This is a genomic window from Variovorax sp. GW821-FHT09A10, assembly GCF_059418385.1.
Genome location: NZ_JBWKPT010000001.1, coordinates 336,218 through 356,506, shown reverse-complemented (window position 1 = coordinate 356,506; position 20,289 = coordinate 336,218). Strand labels below are relative to the sequence as shown.

The following is a 20,289-nucleotide window of genomic DNA, read 5'->3' as shown; positions in this document are numbered from 1 at the left end:
TGATGACGCGTCGCCACGCCGCCTGACTGAAGAAGCTGTCCATGTCCACTTCCGCGAATCCCGTTGCGAATCCGACCGGTACCGCGCCGCGCTGGCGCCGGCTGCTGCCCGGCTCGCTGTTCTCCCGCGTGACGCTGATCATCGTGGTGGGCCTGGCGATCGCGCAGCTGCTCACCTTCGCGGCGATCCGCTACGAGCGGAACATGGCGCTTCGCGAGCTGATGATGATCGGCATCGAGCGCGACATCGCGAGCTCGGTCGCCATCCTCGATCGGCTCCCCGCGGCGGAACGGGCCGGCTGGCTCGACCGGCTGGAACGGCGCAACTACCGCTTCGTGCTGGGCGGCAGCGCGCAGGGCGGCGCGCCCCGCTCGGAGGCTTCGCAGCAGTTTGCCGCGGCCATCGTCGATGCGATGCGCCCGTTCCCGGTCGTCAAGGTCGGCGAGGTGGCCTGGCCGCCCGAGGGCCTGCAGATCGAGGTGCGGCTGGGCGACGGCTCATCCGTGGTCGTGCACGCCATGCGCGTGGGCATGCCGGTGTCGGGCTGGGTGATGTGGCTGCTGGTGGGCCAGCTGCTGGTGCTGGCCGTGTGCGCCTGGGTCGCGGTGCGGCTGGTGACGCGGCCGCTCGCGCAGCTGTCCGCGGCGGCCGACCAGCTCGGCCCTGATCTGAAAGGCCGCACGCTGGTGGAAGAGGGCCCGACCGAAGTGGCGCACGCGGCGCGCGCCTTCAACGCCATGCAGCAGCGCATCGCGGGCTACATGGCGGAGCGCGTCGAAATCCTGGCGGCCATCTCGCACGACCTGCAGACGCCCATCACGCGGATGCGCCTGCGCACCGAGCTGATGGACGACACGCACGACCGCGAGAAATTCCGCCAGGACCTGGACGCGATGAACGCACTGGTGCGCGAAGGCGTGACCTATGCGCGCACGCTGCACGGCGCCACCGAGCCGCCGCTGCGCATCGACGCCGACGCGCTGTTCGAGAGCATGGTGGCCGACTACGAAGACGTGGGCCAGCAGGTGCGGCTCGACGGCCGGGCCGGCGCGCCGATCGTGAGCCGCCCGAACGCGCTGCGTCGCATCCTGATGAACCTGATCGACAACGCGCTGAAGTTCGGCTCCGACGTGACGCTGCGCGTGCAGGCCGAAAACGAGGGTGGCCGCCTCGTGGTGAGCGTGCTCGACAACGGCCCGGGCATTCCCCCCGACGAGCTCGACGCGGTGCTCAAGCCCTTCTACCGCGTCGAAAGCTCGCGCAACCGCAGCACCGGCGGCACCGGCCTGGGCCTGGCCATCGCGCACCAGCTGGCCATGGCCATGGGCGCCGAGCTCACGCTGCACAACCGCCCCGAAGGCGGGCTGGAGGCGCGGCTGGCGTTGGCCGCCGCGCCCGCTCGCTGAACCCGACCCCCCATCTTTCACATCCCCATGCTCATCCTCTTCATCGCCTACCTGGGCGGGGTGCTCACGATCCTGAGCCCCTGCATCCTGCCGGTGCTGCCCTTCGTATTCGCGCGCGCCGACCGGCCGTTCCGCTCGCACGGCCTGCCGATGCTCGTGGGCATGGCGCTGGCCTTCGCCGTGGTCGCCACGCTGGCGGCGGTGGGCGGCGGCTGGATCGTCACGCTCAACGAATACGGGCGCTACGCGGCGATGGCCTTGCTCGCGCTGTTCGGTGCGACGCTGCTGCTCCCGCGCGTGGCCGAGCGGCTGAGTCGGCCGCTGGTGGCGCTGGGTCTGCGCATGTCCCGCACGTCTGATGAGCCGCAGGCCTCGGTGTTCTCGCCGCTGTGGCTGGGCGTGGGCACGGGCCTGCTCTGGGCACCGTGCGCGGGGCCGATCCTCGGGCTGATCCTGACGGGCGCGGCGCTCCACGGCGCGAGCGTCGGCACCTCGCTGCTGCTGCTCGCCTACGCGGCCGGCGCGTGCACGTCGCTTGCGGTGGCGCTGCTGTCCGGCGGCCGGCTGCTGTCGGTGCTGAAGCGCACGCTGCCGACCGGCGACGGGGTGCGGCGCATCGCCGGCGCCGCCGTGCTGGCCGGCGTGGGCGCCATCGCGCTGGGGCTGGACACCGGCTGGCTCGCGCGCCTGTCGCTGGACACCACGTCGACGCTCGAGCAGGCGCTGGTGGACATGCTGCGCAAGGACACACCGCAGGCGCAACGTGCAGACGCCGGCTTCGTGCGCGTCTCGGACACCCGCCCGGCCCCCGTGCCCGCGCGTGACCTCCGTGTCGAGGGCCGCCTGCCTTCGCTGGCGGGCGCGACCGAGTGGATCAACTCGGCGCCGCTCACGCCCGAGGCCTTGCGCGGCAAGGTGGTGCTCGTCGACTTCTGGACCTACTCGTGCATCAACTGCCTGCGCACGCTGCCCTACGTGCGCGCCTGGGCCGACAAGTACAGGGATGCGGGCCTGGTCGTCCTCGGCGTGCATGCGCCGGAGTTCGCGTTCGAGAAGAACCCGGCCAACGTGCGCAAGGCCGTGAAAGACCTGGGCATCGGGTTCCCGGTGGCGCTGGACAACGACTTTTCGATCTGGCGCGGCTTCGACAACCAGGCCTGGCCGGCGTTCTATTTCGTCGATGCGCAGGGGCGCATCCGCCATCACCAGTTCGGCGAGAACCGCTACGACAAGGCCGAGCAGGTGATCCAGCAACTGCTGGCCGAGGCCGGGCAGGCGCAGGTCGCGGCCGGGCTGGTGGCGCCGCTGGGGCAGGGCACCCAGGCCGCGCCCGGCGCCGAGCCGGCGCAGTCCGGCGAAACCTACCTGGGCCATGCGCGTGCGCACGGCTTCGCGTCGCCCGGCGGCATCGCGCGCGACCGAGCGAAGGCCTACGAGCCCGTGGCTTCCTCGCTGCGCACCAACCAGTGGTCGCTGGGCGGCGACTGGACAGTGGAGGGCGAGCGTGCCGTGCTGAACCAGGCCAATGGCCGCATCGCCTACCGCTTCAAGGCGCGCGACCTGCACCTCGTGCTCGGCCCGATGGCCGACGGCAAGCCGGTGCGTTTCACGGTGCGGGTGGACGGCCAGCCGCCGCTGGCGGACCACGGCGCCGACACCGACGCGCAGGGCCACGGCGTGGTCGATGCGCAGAAGTTGTACCAGCTGGTGCGGCAGTCGGCGGGCAGCGGCAAGGAGCGGCTGTTCGAGATCGAGTTTCTCGACGCCGGAGCGCAGGCCTACGCGTTTACCTTCGGTTGAGCGGCGCCCCGGTCAGGGCGTGAGGCCCGCCGCGTTGACGGCCCGACAGGTGTCGACCTCCTGTCGCGTGGGCAGCACGAAGCAGCGGGCGTCGGCCTCGCGCGCGACGGCTTCGCGCAGCTGGCGTTCCTGCGCGGTTTCCACCTGCAGTTCGACCAGCCACTTCATGAGCAGCGCCATCACGATCAGCAGCACCACGGAGGCTGCCAGCAGGGTCGTGCGCCAGCTGTGGACGCGGAAGACGGAAGCGTTGGAAGTACTCATGGCGTGCGGCCTTCAGCTCGACAGCTGCGGAAAGATCCAGATGCTCATGCCGAGCACCACGCCCGCGCCCAGCGACATGGCTGCCGCTGTCGCGAACAGGCAGGCCACGAGCAGGCTCGGCACGACCACCGACATGCTCAGGAACGCGATGGCGACGAGCACGTAGGCCAGCACGGGCAGCAGGGCGATGTAGGCGGGCCGCGCGGTGCCGGTCGGCAGTTCGTCGGGCGTCATGTCACGCAGGAACGGGTTCAGCATGGCGGGCGATCAGCAGTTGCCCTTCTTGGCCTGGCCCGGCGGGCAGAAGTTGCCGCCCTTCTGGGCCGGCGCGGGCTCGGCGCGCGGCGGCGGCGCCTGGTGGTGCACGCAGGCGCTCATGAGGACGGATGCCGCCAGCGCGAGCATCACGGTGATCGTGGATTTGGTCATGGGAACTCCCTGCTTCGATTTCTTGTGCACCCGGGGTGCTTCGGGGCAGGACAATAGTTGCCGTATTAACAATCTCACAGGGAAATGCTCACATTTGTGGGCGAATTGAGAAGGGTGCGGTCAATCTCCGAGCGGGATTGCGCAGTACTTCACACCCGTGCGGCCGACCGGCCGCCGCCGCGCAACCGCTACATTGCATGCCCCATGGACCGCCTCGAGAACATAGAGACCTTCGTGCGGGTCGCACAGACCCAGAGCTTTGCCGAGGCCGCGCGCCAGCTGCGGGTGTCGAAATCGGTGGTGACCAGCCGCGTGAAGCAGCTCGAGGACCACGTCGGCGCGCCGCTGTTCCACCGCAGCACGCGCGTGGTCCGGCTCAGCGACGTGGGGCAGGCCTTCCTGCGCGACTGCGTCGAGCTGGTCGGGCGGGCCAACGACATCATGGACCAGATGCGCGACGCCAAGGACGGGCCCACCGGCACGCTGCGCGTGCATGCGCTCACGGGTTTCGTGCTGGGGCATTTCGCGACGCTGCTGCGCGCCTTCCAGGTGAGCTTTCCGGACATCCACCTGGAGCTCATCGTGAGCGACGCGGTGGTCGACCCGGTGAAGGCGGGCGTCGATTGCGCGCTGCAGATTTTTCCGGCGGCGTCGACCGAGCTGGTGTCGCGCCCGCTGTTCCCGGTGCGCCGCGTGTTCTGCGCCACGCCCGAGTACCTGCGCGCGCACGGCCGGCCCGCGAGCCCGCGCGAACTGCACAAGCACACGCTCGGCCTGTACTCGGGCTACCCCACGCGCGACCGCTGGACCTTCCATCATGCGGGCGAGCAGGTCACGCTGTACATGAGCGCGGCGCTGCTCACCAACAGCGTCCACCTGCTGCGCGAGTACGCCATGGAGCACGCCGGCATCGTCTGCCTGCCGACGCTGGTGGCCGGCGAGGCGATCCTGCGCGGCGACCTGGAGGTGGTGCTGCCGGCGCACCAGCTGTCGTCGTTCTCGCTGAGCGCGGTGTACGCGGGCACCTCGCGCAATGCCTTCAAGCTGCGCCTGTTCATCGAGCACCTGACCCAGGCGTTCTCGAAGGTGCCGCCATGGGACGCCGCCATGATCGAACGCGGCCTGCTGCCGCCGGGGCTGATCTGGGACGCCTGACGCGAGCGCGGCCCGTTCCGGGGTAAACCCTGTGCATTGAACGGATTTGCCGAACAATGCGGCCCGCGTTTCGGGCCTACCGCTCGCGCCCCCCGTTTCCTACAGTGCACACATCGCAGCCACCACGCTGCATCGTCCGGCACCTCAGGAGACACCCATGACCGTCGCATACCAGACCCGCTTCGGGTCCCTCAAGCACTTCGAGAAAGGCCACGTCGAGCCCATCGACGACGACGTGCGCCACTACGCGTTCTCCAACTGCTTCGAGATCGCCAGCATCAGCGCACCGTACGAGAAGGTCGTGTTCGGCCAGAACCAGATCTACGTGCTGGAAACGCTGCGCGCCGAAGGCACCTCGCCCTGGTTCACTTGCGCGCACGACGAGTTCGCGCTCGTGATGGACGGCGAGGTCGAAGTGCACCTCGTGCAGCTCGATGCGGCCCAGGCCGTGGCCGACACCGAGAAGAACGGCGCCGTGCGGGTGAAGGGCGAACCCCAGGGCAAGAAGATGGGCTGGATGAAGCTCTCGCGTGGCCACCAGGGCCTGCTGCCCAAGAACACGGCCTACCAGTTCCGCGTGGCCGGCGACCCCAGCGTGATCGTGCTGCAGACCTGCAAAGGCGACCTCTCCATCGAGAAGTGGGCCGACATCTGCCAGACGCACTGAACAAGCCATCCAGGAGCCACACCATGAACGCACCCGCAGAACTCGCCAAGGTCATCGCATCGCAGCCCGATGCCACGCTCGGCTACAAGGATTTCTCGCTCGGCAGCTTCGGCTTCCGCCGGGACGAGTACTTCGCCCACATCACCTGGAAGACCCGCGACGGGCGTCCCATGAGCCACACCATGGACGCCGGCAACTACCTGCGTGCGCTGATGCGCGACGTGGCCTGGGGCTTCTTCTACGGCTGGGTCAACTTCGACAACGTGTTCGGCACCATCAACCACTACGACTCGGTCGACCTGTATGCCGGCAGTTTCAACGGCACCATGAAGGACGCGGGCATCGACCTGCTCGAGAACTTCCCTACGGCGCAGATCCGCGCCACCTTCGAGGCCATGCTCGACGACTGGACCAACGAGGCCTTCGACCCCTTCGCCGCGCCGCAGGAAACCGGCTCGCCCTACGGCCGCAAGAGCGGCAACAACACGGCCAAGATCACCCGGGCGCGCGAGCTGGCCAAGCGCTGCGTGGGCCTGAAGGGCGACCTCGACCTGCGCAGCGACGCGCGCGGCGCGCCCGTCAACCGCGCCTTCGCCGACGTGCCGCAGGGCCAGCCCGAGCTGCACCCCGAGCCGGGCTTCGAGAACGAGGTGCACGCCTTCAACCTCTTCGGCTTCCTGAGCCGCTCGCAGGTCACGTGGAACCCGAGCTTCACCTCGGTGGTGAAGCACAGCTACATGTGCCCGACGACCGAGGAGCACATCCTGCCGATCATCCACGGCAACGACCGCGTCGAGTGGTTCTTCCAGATGACCGACGAGATCCACTGGGACTGCGGCGACAAGAACACCGGCAAGCCCATGGCCCGCGTGATCATGAAGGCCGGCGACATGGCCGCCATGCCCGCCTACTGCCGCCACCAGGGCTTCAGCCCCAAGCGCTCGATGCTGCTGGTGTGGGAGAACGGCTCGCCCAGCCTGGTCTACGAGATCCAGAAGGGCGAGTCGCCCGAGATCCCGGTCGAGTTCTGACCGGCCGGCCCGCCGCCGCCTCTTTCTTCCCGCCACCCATCCATCCAGCCCTCCCCGCGCGGGGAGGGCGAGGAGAACCCATGCCTGCTCTTTCCATCCGCCACCAGCTTTTCATCGACGGCCGTTTCGTCGACGCCGCATCCGGCGAGACGCTCGCCACGCTGAATCCGCACGACAACACGCCCATCGCCCAGGTCGCGCTGGCCGGCAAGGCCGACGTCGACAAGGCCGTGGCCGCCGCGAAGCGCGCATTCCCCAAGTGGAGCCGCATGGCCGCCGCTGACCGCGGGCGCATCCTGCTGAAGCTGGCCGATCTCATCGAGGCCAACGGCGAAGAGCTCGCGCGGCTCGAATCGCTGGACACCGGCCACCCGATCCGCGACTCGCGCCGGCTCGACGTGCCGCGCACCGCCGCGTGCTTTCGCTACTTCGGCGGCATGGCCGACAAGTTCCAGGGCGAGACCATTCCGGTGGAAGAGGGCTTTCTCAACTACACGCTGCGCGAGCCGGTCGGCATCGTCGGCCAGGTGGTGCCGTGGAACTTCCCGCTGATGTTCACGAGCTGGAAGATGGCGCCCGCGCTCGCGGCCGGCAACTGCATCGTGATGAAGCCGGCCGAGATCACGCCGCTCACCTCGCTGCGCATCGCCGAGCTGATGGCCGAGGCCGGCGTGCCGCCCGGCGTGGTCAACATGCTGCCGGGCCTGGGCAGCGTGGCGGGCCAGTACATCGCCGAGCACCCCGAGATCGCCAAGATCGCCTTCACCGGCAGCACCGCCACCGGCCGGCGCATCGTGCAGGCCAGCGCGGGCAACCTGAAGAAGGTGCAGCTCGAGCTCGGCGGCAAGGGCCCCAACATCGTGTTCGAGGACGCCAACCTGCAGGCCGCCGTGAACGGCAGCGCCTGGGCCATCTTCCACAACCAGGGCCAGGCCTGCATCGCGGGTTCGCGGCTGATGCTGCACGAGAAGATCGCCGACGCCTTCCTCGAGCAGTTCATTCCGCTCGCGCAGTCGATCCGCCTGGGCAACCCGCTCGACGAGGCCACCGAGATGGGCCCGCTCACGAGCGCCCAGCACCGCGACCGCGTGCTGAGCTATGTCGAGGTCGCGAAGGCGCAGGGCGGCGAGGTGCTGGCGGGCGGCGGCGCGCCCGGCGGTGATCTGGCGCAGGGCTGCTATGTGCAGCCGACCGTGGTGCGCGCCCGCTCGTACCAGGACCGCGTGGCGCAGGAAGAGGTGTTCGGCCCCTTCGTCACCGTGCTCACCTTCAAGACCGACGAAGAGGCGATGCAGATCGCCAACGGCACCGACTACGGCCTGGGCAGCGGCCTGTGGACCCGCGACCTGCAGCGCGCCCACAAGGTGGCGCGCGACCTGCACGCCGGCATGGTCTGGATCAACAGCTACAAGCGCGTGAACCCCGGCTCGCCCTTCGGCGGTGTGGGCCAGAGCGGCTACGGCCGCGAGATGGGCTTCGACGCGATGCGCGAGTACACGCAGGTGAAAAGCGTGTGGGTCAACGTCGACGCGCAGATCCCGCCGCACTTCGTGCGCTGACGTTTTCCTTTTTCTTCCCAACCCGACGGGCGCACACGATGTCTTTCCCGATCCTTTCCCGGGCCCTGGTCGCCTGCACGCTGCTGTGGGGCATGGCCGCGCAGGCCCAGGCGCCGGCCTGGCCGACCAAGCCGGTGCGGCTGGTCGTCGGCTTTCCGCCGGGCGGCATCGTCGACACCGTCGCGCGCCAGTTGCAGCCGCGCCTGCAGGCTGCGCTCGGCCAGACCGTGATCGTGGACAACCGCAGCGGCGCCGGCGGCACGCTGGCGGGCGCCGAGGTGGCCCGCGCGGCGCCCGACGGCCACACGCTGCTGATGGTGTTCGACAGCTACGCGACCTACCCGCTGGTCTATCCGAAGCTGAGTTTCGACATCGCCAAAGACCTGCAGCCCGTGACACAGGTGGCGAGCAATCCGCTGGTGCTGGTGGTCAACCCGAAGGTCGAGGCCAAGGACTTCGTGCGCTTCGTCGGCCTGCTCAAGGCGCAGCCGGGGCGCCTGAACTACGCCAGCGTCGGACCGGGCTCGAGCAACCACCTCACGGCCGAGTACTTCAAGGCCGTGAGCGGCACCTTCGTCACGCACATCCCTTACCGCGGTGGGGGTCCGGCCCAGCAGGACCTGCTGGGCGGGCAGGTCGAGATGATGTTCCTCTCGGCCGTGCTGGCCCAGCCGCATGTCAACGCGGGCCGGCTGCGCGCCCTGGCCCAGACCGGCGCGCAGCGCGTGGCCGCCTATGCCGACGTGCCGACCGTGGCCGAGAGCGGCTACCCCGGCTTCGAGGTGAACTCCTGGGTCGGCCTGCTGGCCCCGGCTGGCACGCCGCGCGCCGTGGTCGACCGGCTGCAGGCCGAGGTGCGCAAGGTCGTGACCGAGCCCGCGTTCCAGCAGCGGCTGCGCGAACAGGGCTTGACCGGCATCGCCAACACGCCCGAGCAGTTCGCCGCCGTGCTGCGCACCGAGCAGGACAAGTGGACCCGGCTGGTGCGCGAGCGCCGCCTGAGCCTCGAATAGCCAGACAGAAAGGAGCGCGCCATGCACGACTTCATCCACACCACCCATCCGCAGCGCGTGGTGTTCGGCGCCGGTTCGCTGCGCCACCTGGCGCGCGAGATCGATGCGCTGGGCGCGAAGAAGGCGCTGGTGCTGTGCACGCCCGAGCAGCGCCCGCAGGCCGAGCGCGTGGCGGCCTCGCTCGGCGCGCAGGCGGCCGGCCTGTTCGACCGCGCCGTGATGCACGTGCCCGTGGAAACGGCGCGCGAGGCGCGCGACCTGGCGCGCCGGCTCGGTGCCGACTGCGCCGTGGCGCTGGGCGGCGGCTCCACCACGGGGCTGGGCAAGGCCATCGCGCTGGAGTCGGGGTTGCCGATCGTCGCCATTCCGACCACCTACGCGGGCAGCGAGATGACGCCGATCTACGGCCTCACCGAGAACGGCCTGAAGAAGACCGGCAAGGACCCGCGCGTGCTGCCGCGCACCGTGATCTACGACCCCGAGCTGTCGCGCACGCTGCCCGTGGGCCTGAGCGTGACCAGCGGCATCAACGCCATCGCGCACGCGGCCGAAGGCCTGTACGCGCAGGACAGCAACCCGGTGATGGACCTGATGGCCGAGGAGGGCATCGCGGCACTCGCCCGTGCACTGCCGGCGATCCGCGTGCAGCCCGACGACCTGGCCGCCCGTTCCGACGCGCTGTACGGCGCCTGGCTCTGCGGCGGCGTGCTCGGCGCGGTCGGCATGGCCCTGCACCACAAGCTGTGCCACACGCTGGGCGGCAGCTTCAACCTGCCGCACGCCGAGGTGCACACGGTGGTGCTGCCGCATGCGCTCGCGTTCAACGCGCAGGCCGCGCCGCGTGCCATGGCGCGCATCGCGCGCGCGCTCGGCGGCGTGTCGGCGCCGGCGGCGGTCTTTGCGCTGGCGCGCGACAACGGCGCGCCGGTGGCGCTGAAGGACATCGGCATGCGTGCCGCCGACCTCGACCGCGCGGCCGACATCGCCGTCGCCAACCCGTACTGGAACCCGCGGCCCTTCGGCCCGGCCGAGCGCGACGCGATCCGCGCGCTGCTGCAACGCGCCTACGACGGCGAGCCGCCGGGCTAGGCACGGCGCAGGCATCGAAGACACACACGAACAACGAAGGAGACAGCCATGACATTCAACCGCAGACAGTTCACGCAGGCCGCCGCTGCGCTCGCCGCCACGGGCGCCGCGCCGCGGGTGTTCGCCGCCGACACGCTCAAGATCGGCTATGTGTCGCCGCAGACCGGGCCGCTCGCGCCCTTCGGCGAGGCCGACAAGTGGGTGATCGAGCAGATGAAGGCCGCCTTCAAGGACGGCATCAGCGTGGGCGGCAAGAAGTACGTCGTGCAGATCGTGCTCAAGGACAGCCAGTCGAACCCCAACCGCGCGGGCGAGGTGGCCAACGACCTGATCCTGAAAGACAAGGTCGCACTGGTGCTCACGGCCGGCACGCCCGAGACCGCCAACCCGGTGAGCGATGCCTGCGAACTCAACGAGGTGCCGTGCATCTCCAGCGTGGTGCCGTGGCAGCCCTGGTTCTTCGGCCGCAAGGGCGATCCGGCCAAGGGCTTCAACTGGACCTACCACCTGTTCTGGGGGCTCGAAGATGTCATCGCCACCTTCACCAACGGCTGGAAGACCGTGGCCACCAACAAGAAGGTCGGCGGCCTGTTCCCCAACGACGGCGACGGCAATGCCTGGGGCGACAAGGAGCTGGGCTTTCCCAAGCCGCTCGCGCAGATGAGCTTCACGCTCACCGACCCCGGCCGCTTCCAGAACGGCACGCAAGATTTCAGCGCGCAGATCGCGGCCTTCAAGCGCGACAACGTCGAGATCGTCACCGGCGTGGTGATCCCGCCCGACGCCAAGACCTTCCTCACGCAGGCGCGCCAGCAGGGCTTCAAGCCCAAGGTGATCACGCTCGGCAAGGCGCTGCTGTTCCCGGGCGCCATCGAGGCCCTGGGCGAGCTGGGCGAGGGCCTCTCGACCGAGGTGTGGTGGAGCCCGTCGCACCCCTTCAGCTCCAGCCTCACGCAGCAAAGCGCCAAGGCGCTGGCCGAGGCTTACGAGGCCGGCACGAAGAAGCAGTGGACGCAGCCCATCGGCTTCGCGCATGCGCTGTTCGAGGTGGCGGCGAACGCGCTGTCGCGATCGAAGTCGCTGAAGGCCGGCGATGTGCGCGATGCCGTGGCCGCGACCTCGATCAACTCCGTGGTCGGCCCCGTGAAATGGGGCGGGCAGGGCCTGTTCAAGAACGTCAGCAAGACGCCGCTGGTGCTCGGCCAGTGGGGCAAGGGCAAGCAGCGCAAGGTGGAGCTGACGCTGGTGAACAACGAGGCCGCGAAGGCGATCCCCACCGGCGGCGCGCTGCGCCTGCTCTGAGTGACGGCTGCCATGACGCTGCTGGCCTTGCACGGCGTGAGCAAGTCCTACGGGGCGCTCAAGGTCACCGACGGCATCACGCTGGCGGTGGCCGAGGGCGAGACGCTGGGCATCCTCGGGCCCAACGGCGCGGGCAAGACCACGCTGTTCAACCTGATCTCGGGCGACGCGCGCGTCGACGCCGGCCGCGTGGAATACGCGGGCCGCGACGTGACGCGGCTGCGCCCGCACCAGCGCTGCCGCGCCGGCATCGGCCGCAGCTACCAGGTGCCGCAGCCCTTCGGCCACATGAGCGTGTTCGAGAACCTCGTCACCGCCGCCTGCTTCGGCGGCCAGCAGGCCGAGCGCGAGGCCTGGGAGACGGCGCACGAGGTGCTGGCCCAGACCGGCCTGGCGCCGCACGCCAACAAGCCGGCCGGCGGGCTCACGCTGCTCGACCGCAAGCGGCTGGAGCTGGCGCGCGCGCTCGCGACCAAGCCGCGCCTGCTGCTGCTCGACGAGATCGCGGGCGGGCTCACCGAGCCCGAGGCGGCGGTGCTGGTGGCGGAACTGAAGCGCATCAAGGCGCGCGGCGTGACCATGATCTGGATCGAGCACGTCGTGCATGCGCTGCTGTCGCTGGCCGACCGGCTGTTCGTCATCAACTTCGGGCAGCAGCTGGCCGAAGGCGCGCCGCGCGCGGTGATGAACGACCCCGAGGTGCGGCGCGTGTACATGGGGATCGAGGCATGAGCGCGCTGCTAGACACCCACGGCCTGCAGGCTTTCTACGGCGATGCGCAGGCGCTGTTCGGCATCGACTTCACGCTGTCGGCGGGCGAGCTGGTGGCGGTCATCGGCGCCAACGGCGCGGGCAAGTCGACCTTTCTGAAAAGCCTCACGGGGCTGCTGCGCGCGCCGTCCGACGCGATCCGCTTCAAGGGCGAACCCATCGGCGGCCTGCCGCCCGGCGAGATCGTGCGGCGCGGCCTGGCGATGGTGCCGGAAGGCCGGCGCCTGTTCCCGAGCCTGAGCGTGGAAGAGAACCTGCTGATGGGCGCCACGCCGCGCCGCGCGGGGCCGTGGAACCTGCAGCGCCTGTACGGCCTGTTCCCCATCCTGGCCGAGAAGCGTCGCCAGCCCGCCACCTCGCTGTCGGGCGGGCAGCAGCAGATGGTGGCGCTGGGCCGCGCGCTCATGAGCAACCCCGAGCTGCTGCTGTGCGACGAGCTCTCGCTCGGCCTGGCGCCGGTCGTCATCCGCGAGATCTACGCGGCCATGCCGGCCATCACGGGGGAGGGCATGACGGTCGTGATCGTGGAGCAGGACGTGCGCATGGCGCGGCAGGTGTCGCAGCGCGTGTACTGCTTCCAGGACGGGCGCGTGTCGCTCACGGGGCGCTCGGACGAACTCACGCCCGAGCAGATCTCGCAGGCTTATTTCGGCATCGAGGAGCACCATGCTTGAAACCCTGCTCCAGGGCGTGCTGCTCGGCGGCCTCTACACGCTGTTCGCGCTCGGCCAGTCGCTGATGTTCGGCGTGATGCGGCTGACCAACACGGCGCAGGGCGACTTCATCATCCTGGGCGCCTTCGCGGTGATCGCCGGTGTCTCGATGACCGGCGCATCCGTGCCGTGGGCGGTGGTGCTCGCGGTGCTGCCGCTGGCCTTCGGCTTCGGTTACCTGCTGCAGCGCCACGTGCTCAACGGCACGCTGGGCAAGGACCCGCTTCCTTCGCTGGTCGTGACCTTCGGCCTGTCGATCGTGATCCAGAACCTGCTGCTGGAGCTGTTCTCGGCCGACCCGCGCGCCATCGAGATCGGCGCGCTGGCCACCGCCTCGGTGCCGCTGGGCGACACGCTGGCGCTGGGGGCGCTGCCGCTGGTGATCCTGGCGGTCGCGGTGGCGGCCACGGGCGCGATGCAGTGGATGTTCACGCGCACGCCGCTGGGCCGCACCTTCCGCGCGGTGTCCGACGACCGCGAGATCGCCGAGCTGATGGGCCTGAAGGCCAAGCAGGTGTATGCGCTGGCCACGGGCATCGCCTTCGTGCTGATCGCCATCGCCGGCGCGCTGCAGGGCATGCGCACCACGGTGTCGCCGTCGGACGGCCCGCTGCTGCTGCTCTTCGCCTTCGAGGCCGTGATCATCGGCGGCATGGGCTCGTTCTGGGGCACGCTGGCCGGCGCCATGATCCTGGGCATCGCGCAGCAGATCGGCTTTCGCATCGATCCGGGCTGGGGCATCTGGTTCGGCCATCTCGTGTTCCTCGCGGTGCTGGTGCTGCGGCCGCAGGGACTGTTCCCCAAGACACGCTGACCTGCTGACATGACCGACAAGACCTCCCCCGCGCCGCTCAGGCACGTGCTGTTCATCATGTGCGACCAGCTGCGCGCCGACCACCTCTCGTGCTACGGCCACCCGCGCCTGCAGACCCCGCACATCGATGCGCTGGCCGCGCGCGGCGTGCGCTTCAGCCATGCCTATGCGCAGGGCGCGGTCTGCGGCGCCTCGCGCATGTCGACCTACACCGGCCGCTATGTCAGCAGCCACGGGACGATGTGGAACTTCGTGCCGCTGTCGGTGGGGCAGAAGACGCTGGGCGACCACCTGCGCCCGCACGGCGTGCGCTGCGCGCTGGTCGGCAAGACGCACGTCGAGGCCGACACCGAGGGCGCCCACCGCCTGGGCATCGACCCGACGCAGGGCGCGGGCCGGCTCGCGATGGAAGGCGGCTTCGAGCCCTATGCGCGCGACGACGGCATCTGGCCGCCGGGCTTCAAGGTCACGGGCAATGCCTACTGCGACTGGCTGCGCGCGCAAGGCTACGAATCGGACAACCCCTGGCATGACTTCGCCAACTCGGGCCGCGGCCCCGACGGCGAGATCCTGAGCGGCTGGCAGATGCGCTGGGCCGACCGGCCCGCGCACATCGCCGGCGCGCACAGCGAAACGCCCTACACGACCGACCGTGCGATCGACTTCATGCGCGAGGCCGGCGACGCGCCCTGGGTGCTGCACCTGTCGTACATCAAGCCGCACTGGCCCTACGTGGCGCCCGCGCCGTACCACGCGATGTACGGGCCCGAGGACATGTTGCCGGTGGTGCGCAGCGAGGCCGAGCGCGTCGACGCCCACCCGGTGGTCCAGGGCTTCCGGCGCGAAACCGTGAGCCGCAACTTCAGCCGCGACGAGGTGCGCAACACCGTGGTGCCGACCTACATGGGTCTCGTGAAGCAGGTCGACGACCAGCTCGGCCGGCTCTTCGCCTTCATGGCCGAACAGGGGCTGGACCGCGACACGCTGGTGGTCTTCACCAGCGACCACGGCGACTACCTGGGCGACCACTGGCTGGGCGAGAAGGAGCTGTTCCACGACCCGATCGTGAAGGTGCCGCTGATCGTGGTCGATCCGCGCGCCGAGGCCGATGCACGCCGCGGCACGGTGAGCGACGCGCTGGTCGAATGCATCGACCTCGTGCCGACGATGCTCGATGCGCTGGGCCTGCCGCAGCCGGCCGAATGGCTCGAAGGGCAGTCGCTGCGCCCGCTGCTGCACGGCCACGCCGGCGCGGCCGGCAAGGACCTGGTGGTGTGCGAGAACAGCTTCGCCTTTCGTGACGAGGTGCGCCTGCCGCTGGCCCAGCCCGTCGAGCGCTGCCACATGACGATGCTGCGCACGCGCCGCTGGAAGTTCGTGCACTTCGAAGACCTGCCGCCGCAGCTGTTCGACATGCAGGCCGACCCGGACGAACTGGTCGACCTCGGCCGCGACCCGGCCTTCGCCGCGGTGCGCGAGCGGATGCTGGGCCTGCTGTTCGACTGGCTGCGCCAGCGGCGGCGCTTTCCCACGGTGGCGCCCGAAGACATCGCGCGCTGGAACGAACGCGAGCTGGCGGCCGGCATCCTCATCGGCGCCTGGTAGGCGAGCGCGCACCCCATTTCAAAAAAGGAGACATCCCATGAACGCCTTTCGCCGACCTCTCGCGGCCTGCATTGCGGCAGCCGCCGTGCTCGCCACCCTCGCACCCAGCCACGCCGCCGACACCTGGCCCACCAAGCCCGTGCGGCTGGTGGTGGCCTTCCCGGCCGGTGCGCCGGGCGACATCGTCTCGCGGCTGATGCAGCCGACCCTGCAGAAGGCGCTGGGCCAGCCCGTGGTGGTCGACAACAAGCCGGGCGCGGGCGGCAACATCGGCATGCAGGAGGTGGCGCGCGCCACCGACGGCCACACGGTCCTGGTCGGGCCCGACACCATGCTGACCATCAACCCGCACCTGTACCGCAAGCTCGCCATCCGCCCGATGGAAGACCTGGTGCCCGTGACCCAGCTGGCCGCGTTCAGCCAGGAGCTGGTGTGCTTTCCCGGCGCCGGCATCAAGACCCTGCCCGAGCTGCTGGCCGCGGCCAAGGCCAAGCCCATGAGCTACGCCTCGGGCGGTCCCGGCGTGCCCGGCCACATGGCGATGGAGATGCTGCTGGCCGACGCCGGCGTGCAGATGCAGCACGTGCCCTACCGCGGCCCGAGCCCGGCCATGCAGGACGTGATGGGCGGCATGGTGCCCTGCGGCTTCCTGGCCTCGCCGACGGTCGGTCCGATCATCCGCGACGGCAAGCTGGTGGCCATCGCCGTGTCGGGCAGCAAGCGCCTGGGCAGCCAGCCCACGGTGCCGACCGTGGCGCAGGCGGGCATCCAGGGCTACGACGCCAGCTTCGCCGAGATGATGGCCATGCCGCGCGCCACGCCGCCGGCCGTGGTGGCGCGGCTGCAGGCCGAGGTGGCGAAGGCGCTGGCCGCGCCCGAGCTGCGCGAGCGGCTGGCCACCATGGACCTCGAGGTGGTGGCCAACACGCCCGAAGAAGCCGCGCGCCGCCTGCGCGCCGAGCACCAGCGCTGGGGCCAGGTGGCCGCGCGCGTGCAGCTGCAGCTGGACTGAGCGCGATGGCCTCCGTCGTCGTCACCATCGACACCGGCAGCAGCCGCCGCGCGGGCTGGACCGCCGCCGCGCTGGTGGCGGTGGCCGCCACGCTGCCTTTCTGGGGCGAGCCCAGCTGGATGCGCGAGTTCGTCGAGATCGCCTGCTACTTCATCTTCGCGATGATGTGGAACCTGCTGGCCGGCTACGGCGGCATGGTCAGCATCGGGCAGCAGGCCTTCTTCGGCTTCGGCGGCTACGTGATGCTGATGCTCGGCAACTTCGCGGGCGTGAATCCGTTCGTGGCGATTCCGCTGGGGGCGCTGGCCGCCGCGCTGATCGCGGTGCCGGTGTCCTTCGTGGCGTTCCGGCTGTCGGGCGGCTACTTCGCCATCGGCACCTGGGTGATCGCCGAGGTGTTCCGGCTCAGCTTCGCCAACGTGTCGGCGGTGGGTGGCGGCTCGGGCACCACGCTCACGGCGCTGCGCGGCATCGAGCGCGCCACGCGCGAGAGCGTCACCTACTGGATGGCGCTGGGCTGCGTGGTGGCGGCGGTGTCGCTGGTCTATCTGTTTTTGCGCAGCCGTTTCGGGCTGGCGCTGCTGGCGATCCGCGACAACGAGACGGCCGCCGAATCGCAGGGCATCCCGGTGGCGCGCATGAAGCTCGCGGTGTACGTGGTGGCGGCCTTCGGCGCCGGGCTGGCGGGCGCGCTGTACTTCGTGGGCAACCTGCGCATCAGCCCCGACGCGGCCTTCGCGCCGAACTGGACCGCCTTCGCGATCTTCATGGTCGTGATCGGCGGCATCGGCCGCATCGAGGGGCCGCTGGTGGGTGCGCTCGTGTTCTGGGCGCTGAACAAGTTCCTGAGCGACTACGGTACCTGGTACCTGCTCGGGCTCGGGCTGCTGGCCATCGTGGCCACGATCTTCTTCAAGCAGGGGCTGTGGGGCTGGGCGCAGCAGCGCTGGGCCTGGTCCCTGTTCCCGACGCAGCGGCGCCTGGCGGCGTCGCACGCGCCTTCTTCCCCCCTGGAGCCCGACGCCCATGCGCAACATCGATGAACACACCATCACCGCCGCCGTGCTCGAGCGCATGGCCGGCTGCGAGGACGCGCGGCTGAAGGAGGTGCTGTCGGCGCTGGTGCGCCACCTGCACGACTTCGCGCGCGAAGTGCGGCTCACCGAGGCCGAGTGGGCCGCCGGCATCGACTTCCTCACCGCCACGGGCCAGAAGTGCGACGCGCAGCGCCAGGAGTTCATCCTGCTGTCGGACACGCTGGGCCTGTCGATGCTCACGGTGGCGATGAACCACGCCAAGAGCCCGCAGGCCACCGAGGCCACCGTGTTCGGCCCCTTCCACGTGGCCGGCGCGCCGCAGCTGCCGCTGGGCAGCGACATCGCGGCCGGCGCGGTGGGCGAGCCGCTGTTCGTGCAGGCCGCCGTGCGCGGGCGCGACGGCGAGCCCGTGGCCGATGCGGTGGTCGACGTGTGGGAGGCCGATGCCGAAGGCTTCTACGACGTGCAGCGGCCCGGCGGCCCCATGCAGGGGCGGGCGGTGCTGCGCACGGACGCGCAAGGGCGGCTGTGGTTTCGCGGCGTGGCGCCGGTGGCCTATCCGATTCCCACCGACGGGCCGGTGGGCGCGATGCTGCGCGCGACCCGGCGCCATCCGTGGCGGCCCGCGCACGTGCACTTCATGGTGCAGGCGCCGGGCTACGAGACGCTGATCACGCACGTCTTCCGCGAAGGCGATCCGTACCTCGACAGCGACGCGGTGTTCGGCGTGCGCAGCTCGCTCATCGGCGACTTCGCGGCGCATGCGCCGGGCCGCGCACCCGACGGCAGCGTGCAAGAGGGGCCGTTCCACACGCTGGACTTCGCGTTCGTGCTCGAGCCGGCAGAGGGCTGAGGGCCCGCGAACCGTTTCGGCGTTTCGGCGCCTCTATGGCAGGTGTCCATCCCCAAGGAGCCCTGCACCATGTGTCCTGTTTCCATCACCTGGCATCTGCTTCGCGGCGCGGGAGCGCTCGTGCTCATCGCGCTGGCCGTGCTGCTGTCGTCCGCGCATCCCTGGATCGCGCCACCGGCCCTGGTCGGCGCCTTGCTGCTGCTGCGCGGCTGCCCGATGTGCTGGCTCGTCGGGCTGCTCGAAAGGCTGTCCGCGCGCAAGGCCGCCCCTGCGTCCGAGGCCACTTCCCAGAGGGGTTCGTGAGCGATCGGCCTTTGCGGAATGGAAGGCTGATCCGGGATTCCATCCGCCCGGGTCGAGGGAGTGACGCCCCATTAGTGTGAGTTTGTTTGCACTGCATGACAAAAGAACAGGGCCACCTGTTTCCGTTGGTCAATACCGGCACTTTTCCCTATCGACTGTTGATAAACGTTAATACATTCCACTCCATTGTGAGAGGCGAGTGGGGAGCGATGAAAAGGGAGCCGATGGTGGACAGGGTGGAACAGAAAAACGGTCGTGTGGTGGTGCTGACGGATTCCGGCGAAGAGATCGACTGGCTGCGCAGCCGGTTGAAGGACGCCGGCTTCAGCCCGTTTTGTGTCGTCAACGAGGAAGACCTGCTGGAGGCTGCCTCGATGCCGGGCGTCGGGCTGTTCCTGCTGATGGGCGAGGTGCTGGAGCGCGCGTTGCCGGAGGTGCTGTTCGGCATCAGCGCGAGCCGCGCGGCCTCGGCGCCGGTGATTGCCCTGGCCCGGTCGCGCGCCGTGCTGGAAACGCCGCGCGTCTCGGTGTTCGATGTCGACGATTTCATGGTGAGCCCGTGGAACGCGCAGGACGTCGTGGCACGGGTGTCGGCGCTGTGCGGCAAGAAGTCGACGCGCAGAAACACGAAGCCGCACGGCCTCTACGGCTTTCAGCTCGTGCGCAGCCGCCTGGCTGTCGAGTACGCGAGCAAGGAAGCGATCCTGACGCCGAGCGAATTCGAAATCGCACGGGTGCTGGTGCGCTATCTCGACACGCCCGTGTCGAGGCAGCAATTGCCCCAGGGCCCCCGCCGGAATGAAGAGCACGGGGCCAGCCGCTCGCTGGACGCGCTGGTGTCCCGGGTGCGCAGGAAGCTGGAGTCGATCGTGGGCGATGAATTCCGGGTGCGCTCGCTCTACGGGGTGGGCTACACGCTGGAGCGCGCACACAACCGACGCGCAGGGTGAGGGCGCGCGGGCGACGCCCCGCGGCATTCCACAGGGCGGCGCAAGGCCGCCAAAAAACGATGCCTGCCGATCCGCTTTCGAATTGAAACCGGGCATCGACAGATCAACGAACGAATTTCGGTGAAGTGAGCCGGGTTGGAATGGCTTGAATTGAATTCAAGCCAATGGCGCAGCTGTGCCCGTTGAAATATGGAATTGGCTTTTAAAAACTCAATTTGGCCTTGGAGGCACCTCGCCTGGATGCCATCGATGCGCGAACACCGGAATGCGCGTGCACCTCGATGTGCAGTGGCTATTTACAAATTCAGCGAATTTGTAAATTAAGTTTCGAAGCAGTGCGGCCAGGCGCTGAAGCAGCCCGTCGACGCACCAGTTCCGCCGAAATCGTTCTGCAAGAGCGCCTTCGCCCGGCTGTTGCAGGTGTGAAATTATTCAAACGCATCAACCACTTGGAGGCGATCCACCTGTGAAATTGATCACAGGTGAATTGCAGCTTTGTTCACGATCCATGCGCTC

The 20,289-nt window shown here is 69.5% G+C and carries 21 protein-coding genes; 18 read left to right on the top strand and 3 right to left on the bottom strand.

Annotated features, from left to right (window positions below; all coding sequences use genetic code 11):
• Positions 1-41 precede the first annotated feature (41 nt).
• Positions 42-1,406, top strand: coding sequence for an ATP-binding protein (locus AC07Q9_RS01725; protein WP_495307021.1), 1,365 nt, complete (start codon positions 42-44; stop codon positions 1,404-1,406).
• A 27-nt stretch (positions 1,407-1,433) separates the two neighbouring features.
• Entirely contained in the window at positions 1,434-3,206 is a 1,773-nt protein-coding gene (locus AC07Q9_RS01720) for a cytochrome c biogenesis protein DipZ (RefSeq protein WP_495307020.1), read from the top strand.
• 12 nt (positions 3,207-3,218) lie between these two features.
• On the opposite strand, the gene AC07Q9_RS01715 is transcribed toward AC07Q9_RS01720, so the two are convergent.
• The 3 genes from AC07Q9_RS01715 to AC07Q9_RS01705 are packed head-to-tail and all read right to left on the bottom strand — an operon-like array spanning position 3,219 to position 3,899.
• A complete protein-coding gene (locus tag AC07Q9_RS01715) occupies positions 3,219-3,470 on the bottom strand; it encodes a general secretion pathway protein GspL (protein ID WP_095744491.1) in 252 nt (83 codons plus the stop codon).
• Positions 3,471-3,482: 12 nt separating this feature from the next.
• Positions 3,483-3,728 carry a hypothetical protein gene (locus tag AC07Q9_RS01710; RefSeq protein ID WP_062479607.1) on the bottom strand — a complete coding sequence of 82 codons (246 nt, stop codon included), beginning with the start codon at positions 3,726-3,728 and terminating at the stop codon, positions 3,483-3,485.
• Positions 3,729-3,737: 9 nt separating this feature from the next.
• On the bottom strand, positions 3,738-3,899 hold the full coding sequence (locus tag AC07Q9_RS01705) for a hypothetical protein (protein WP_495307019.1): 162 nt from the start codon (positions 3,897-3,899) through the stop codon (positions 3,738-3,740).
• Positions 3,900-4,103: 204 nt separating this feature from the next.
• On the opposite strand from AC07Q9_RS01705, the gene AC07Q9_RS01700 reads away from it, so the two are divergent.
• The 16 genes from AC07Q9_RS01700 (at position 4,104) to AC07Q9_RS01625 (ending at position 19,773) form a co-directional block, all read left to right on the top strand.
• Positions 4,104-5,054: a LysR family transcriptional regulator gene (locus AC07Q9_RS01700; protein ID WP_062479604.1), complete on the top strand. Its 951-nt coding sequence runs from the start codon at positions 4,104-4,106 to the stop codon at positions 5,052-5,054.
• 157 nt (positions 5,055-5,211) lie between these two features.
• Positions 5,212-5,721 carry a cupin domain-containing protein gene (locus AC07Q9_RS01695; protein ID WP_495307018.1) on the top strand — a complete coding sequence of 170 codons (510 nt, stop codon included), beginning with the start codon at positions 5,212-5,214 and terminating at the stop codon, positions 5,719-5,721.
• A 23-nt stretch (positions 5,722-5,744) separates the two neighbouring features.
• A complete protein-coding gene (locus AC07Q9_RS01690) occupies positions 5,745-6,752 on the top strand; it encodes a hydroxyquinol 1,2-dioxygenase (RefSeq protein ID WP_070059783.1) in 1,008 nt (335 codons plus the stop codon).
• A 95-nt stretch (positions 6,753-6,847) separates the two neighbouring features.
• Positions 6,848-8,311: an aldehyde dehydrogenase family protein gene (locus tag AC07Q9_RS01685; protein WP_495308202.1), complete on the top strand. Its 1,464-nt coding sequence runs from the start codon at positions 6,848-6,850 to the stop codon at positions 8,309-8,311.
• A 38-nt stretch (positions 8,312-8,349) separates the two neighbouring features.
• Entirely contained in the window at positions 8,350-9,324 is a 975-nt protein-coding gene (locus AC07Q9_RS01680) for a tripartite tricarboxylate transporter substrate binding protein (protein WP_495307017.1), read from the top strand.
• 21 nt (positions 9,325-9,345) lie between these two features.
• A complete protein-coding gene (locus AC07Q9_RS01675) occupies positions 9,346-10,413 on the top strand; it encodes a maleylacetate reductase (protein ID WP_495307016.1) in 1,068 nt (355 codons plus the stop codon).
• 48 nt (positions 10,414-10,461) lie between these two features.
• Entirely contained in the window at positions 10,462-11,715 is a 1,254-nt protein-coding gene (locus AC07Q9_RS01670; protein WP_495307015.1) for an ABC transporter substrate-binding protein, read from the top strand.
• Between the two features lie 12 nt (positions 11,716-11,727).
• Positions 11,728-12,447: an ABC transporter ATP-binding protein gene (locus AC07Q9_RS01665; protein WP_062479592.1), complete on the top strand. Its 720-nt coding sequence runs from the start codon at positions 11,728-11,730 to the stop codon at positions 12,445-12,447.
• On the top strand, positions 12,444-13,160 hold the full coding sequence (locus AC07Q9_RS01660) for an ABC transporter ATP-binding protein (protein ID WP_139703647.1): 717 nt from the start codon (positions 12,444-12,446) through the stop codon (positions 13,158-13,160). The genes AC07Q9_RS01665 and AC07Q9_RS01660 overlap by 4 nt, the downstream gene beginning before the upstream one ends.
• Complete coding sequence (locus AC07Q9_RS01655) at positions 13,153-14,013, top strand: branched-chain amino acid ABC transporter permease (RefSeq protein ID WP_495307014.1); 861 nt, start codon at positions 13,153-13,155, stop codon at positions 14,011-14,013. Before AC07Q9_RS01660 ends, AC07Q9_RS01655 begins: the two co-directional genes overlap by 8 nt.
• A 9-nt stretch (positions 14,014-14,022) precedes the next feature.
• Positions 14,023-15,618 carry a sulfatase-like hydrolase/transferase gene (locus AC07Q9_RS01650; RefSeq protein WP_495307013.1) on the top strand — a complete coding sequence of 532 codons (1,596 nt, stop codon included), beginning with the start codon at positions 14,023-14,025 and terminating at the stop codon, positions 15,616-15,618.
• A gap of 37 nt (positions 15,619-15,655) precedes the next feature.
• Positions 15,656-16,630 carry a Bug family tripartite tricarboxylate transporter substrate binding protein gene (locus AC07Q9_RS01645; RefSeq protein WP_495307012.1) on the top strand — a complete coding sequence of 325 codons (975 nt, stop codon included), beginning with the start codon at positions 15,656-15,658 and terminating at the stop codon, positions 16,628-16,630.
• A 5-nt stretch (positions 16,631-16,635) separates the two neighbouring features.
• Complete coding sequence (locus AC07Q9_RS01640; protein ID WP_495307011.1) at positions 16,636-17,673, top strand: branched-chain amino acid ABC transporter permease; 1,038 nt, start codon at positions 16,636-16,638, stop codon at positions 17,671-17,673.
• Positions 17,657-18,520: an intradiol ring-cleavage dioxygenase gene (locus AC07Q9_RS01635; RefSeq protein WP_495307010.1), complete on the top strand. Its 864-nt coding sequence runs from the start codon at positions 17,657-17,659 to the stop codon at positions 18,518-18,520. Before AC07Q9_RS01640 ends, AC07Q9_RS01635 begins: the two co-directional genes overlap by 17 nt.
• A gap of 69 nt (positions 18,521-18,589) precedes the next feature.
• Positions 18,590-18,823 carry a hypothetical protein gene (locus AC07Q9_RS01630; RefSeq protein WP_495307009.1) on the top strand — a complete coding sequence of 78 codons (234 nt, stop codon included), beginning with the start codon at positions 18,590-18,592 and terminating at the stop codon, positions 18,821-18,823.
• Positions 18,824-18,918: 95 nt separating this feature from the next.
• On the top strand, positions 18,919-19,773 hold the full coding sequence (locus tag AC07Q9_RS01625; RefSeq protein ID WP_492681284.1) for a response regulator transcription factor: 855 nt from the start codon (positions 18,919-18,921) through the stop codon (positions 19,771-19,773).
• Positions 19,774-20,289: the final 516 nt, after the last annotated feature.

Coding starts and splice junctions, on each gene's coding strand:
- AC07Q9_RS01630 (WP_495307009.1), top strand. CDS start 18,590: ATGTGTCCTGTTTCCATCACCTGGCATCTGCTTCGCGGCGCGGGAGCG.
- AC07Q9_RS01715 (WP_095744491.1), bottom strand. CDS start 3,470: ATGAGTACTTCCAACGCTTCCGTCTTCCGCGTCCACAGCTGGCGCACG.
- AC07Q9_RS01710 (WP_062479607.1), bottom strand. CDS start 3,728: ATGCTGAACCCGTTCCTGCGTGACATGACGCCCGACGAACTGCCGACC.
- AC07Q9_RS01695 (WP_495307018.1), top strand. CDS start 5,212: ATGACCGTCGCATACCAGACCCGCTTCGGGTCCCTCAAGCACTTCGAG.
- AC07Q9_RS01680 (WP_495307017.1), top strand. CDS start 8,350: ATGTCTTTCCCGATCCTTTCCCGGGCCCTGGTCGCCTGCACGCTGCTG.
- AC07Q9_RS01670 (WP_495307015.1), top strand. CDS start 10,462: ATGACATTCAACCGCAGACAGTTCACGCAGGCCGCCGCTGCGCTCGCC.
- AC07Q9_RS01660 (WP_139703647.1), top strand. CDS start 12,444: ATGAGCGCGCTGCTAGACACCCACGGCCTGCAGGCTTTCTACGGCGAT.
- AC07Q9_RS01655 (WP_495307014.1), top strand. CDS start 13,153: ATGCTTGAAACCCTGCTCCAGGGCGTGCTGCTCGGCGGCCTCTACACG.
- AC07Q9_RS01645 (WP_495307012.1), top strand. CDS start 15,656: ATGAACGCCTTTCGCCGACCTCTCGCGGCCTGCATTGCGGCAGCCGCC.
- AC07Q9_RS01720 (WP_495307020.1), top strand. CDS start 1,434: ATGCTCATCCTCTTCATCGCCTACCTGGGCGGGGTGCTCACGATCCTG.
- AC07Q9_RS01650 (WP_495307013.1), top strand. CDS start 14,023: ATGACCGACAAGACCTCCCCCGCGCCGCTCAGGCACGTGCTGTTCATC.
- AC07Q9_RS01700 (WP_062479604.1), top strand. CDS start 4,104: ATGGACCGCCTCGAGAACATAGAGACCTTCGTGCGGGTCGCACAGACC.
- AC07Q9_RS01640 (WP_495307011.1), top strand. CDS start 16,636: ATGGCCTCCGTCGTCGTCACCATCGACACCGGCAGCAGCCGCCGCGCG.
- AC07Q9_RS01675 (WP_495307016.1), top strand. CDS start 9,346: ATGCACGACTTCATCCACACCACCCATCCGCAGCGCGTGGTGTTCGGC.
- AC07Q9_RS01690 (WP_070059783.1), top strand. CDS start 5,745: ATGAACGCACCCGCAGAACTCGCCAAGGTCATCGCATCGCAGCCCGAT.
- AC07Q9_RS01665 (WP_062479592.1), top strand. CDS start 11,728: ATGACGCTGCTGGCCTTGCACGGCGTGAGCAAGTCCTACGGGGCGCTC.
- AC07Q9_RS01625 (WP_492681284.1), top strand. CDS start 18,919: ATGACAAAAGAACAGGGCCACCTGTTTCCGTTGGTCAATACCGGCACT.
- AC07Q9_RS01705 (WP_495307019.1), bottom strand. CDS start 3,899: ATGACCAAATCCACGATCACCGTGATGCTCGCGCTGGCGGCATCCGTC.
- AC07Q9_RS01635 (WP_495307010.1), top strand. CDS start 17,657: ATGCGCAACATCGATGAACACACCATCACCGCCGCCGTGCTCGAGCGC.
- AC07Q9_RS01725 (WP_495307021.1), top strand. CDS start 42: ATGTCCACTTCCGCGAATCCCGTTGCGAATCCGACCGGTACCGCGCCG.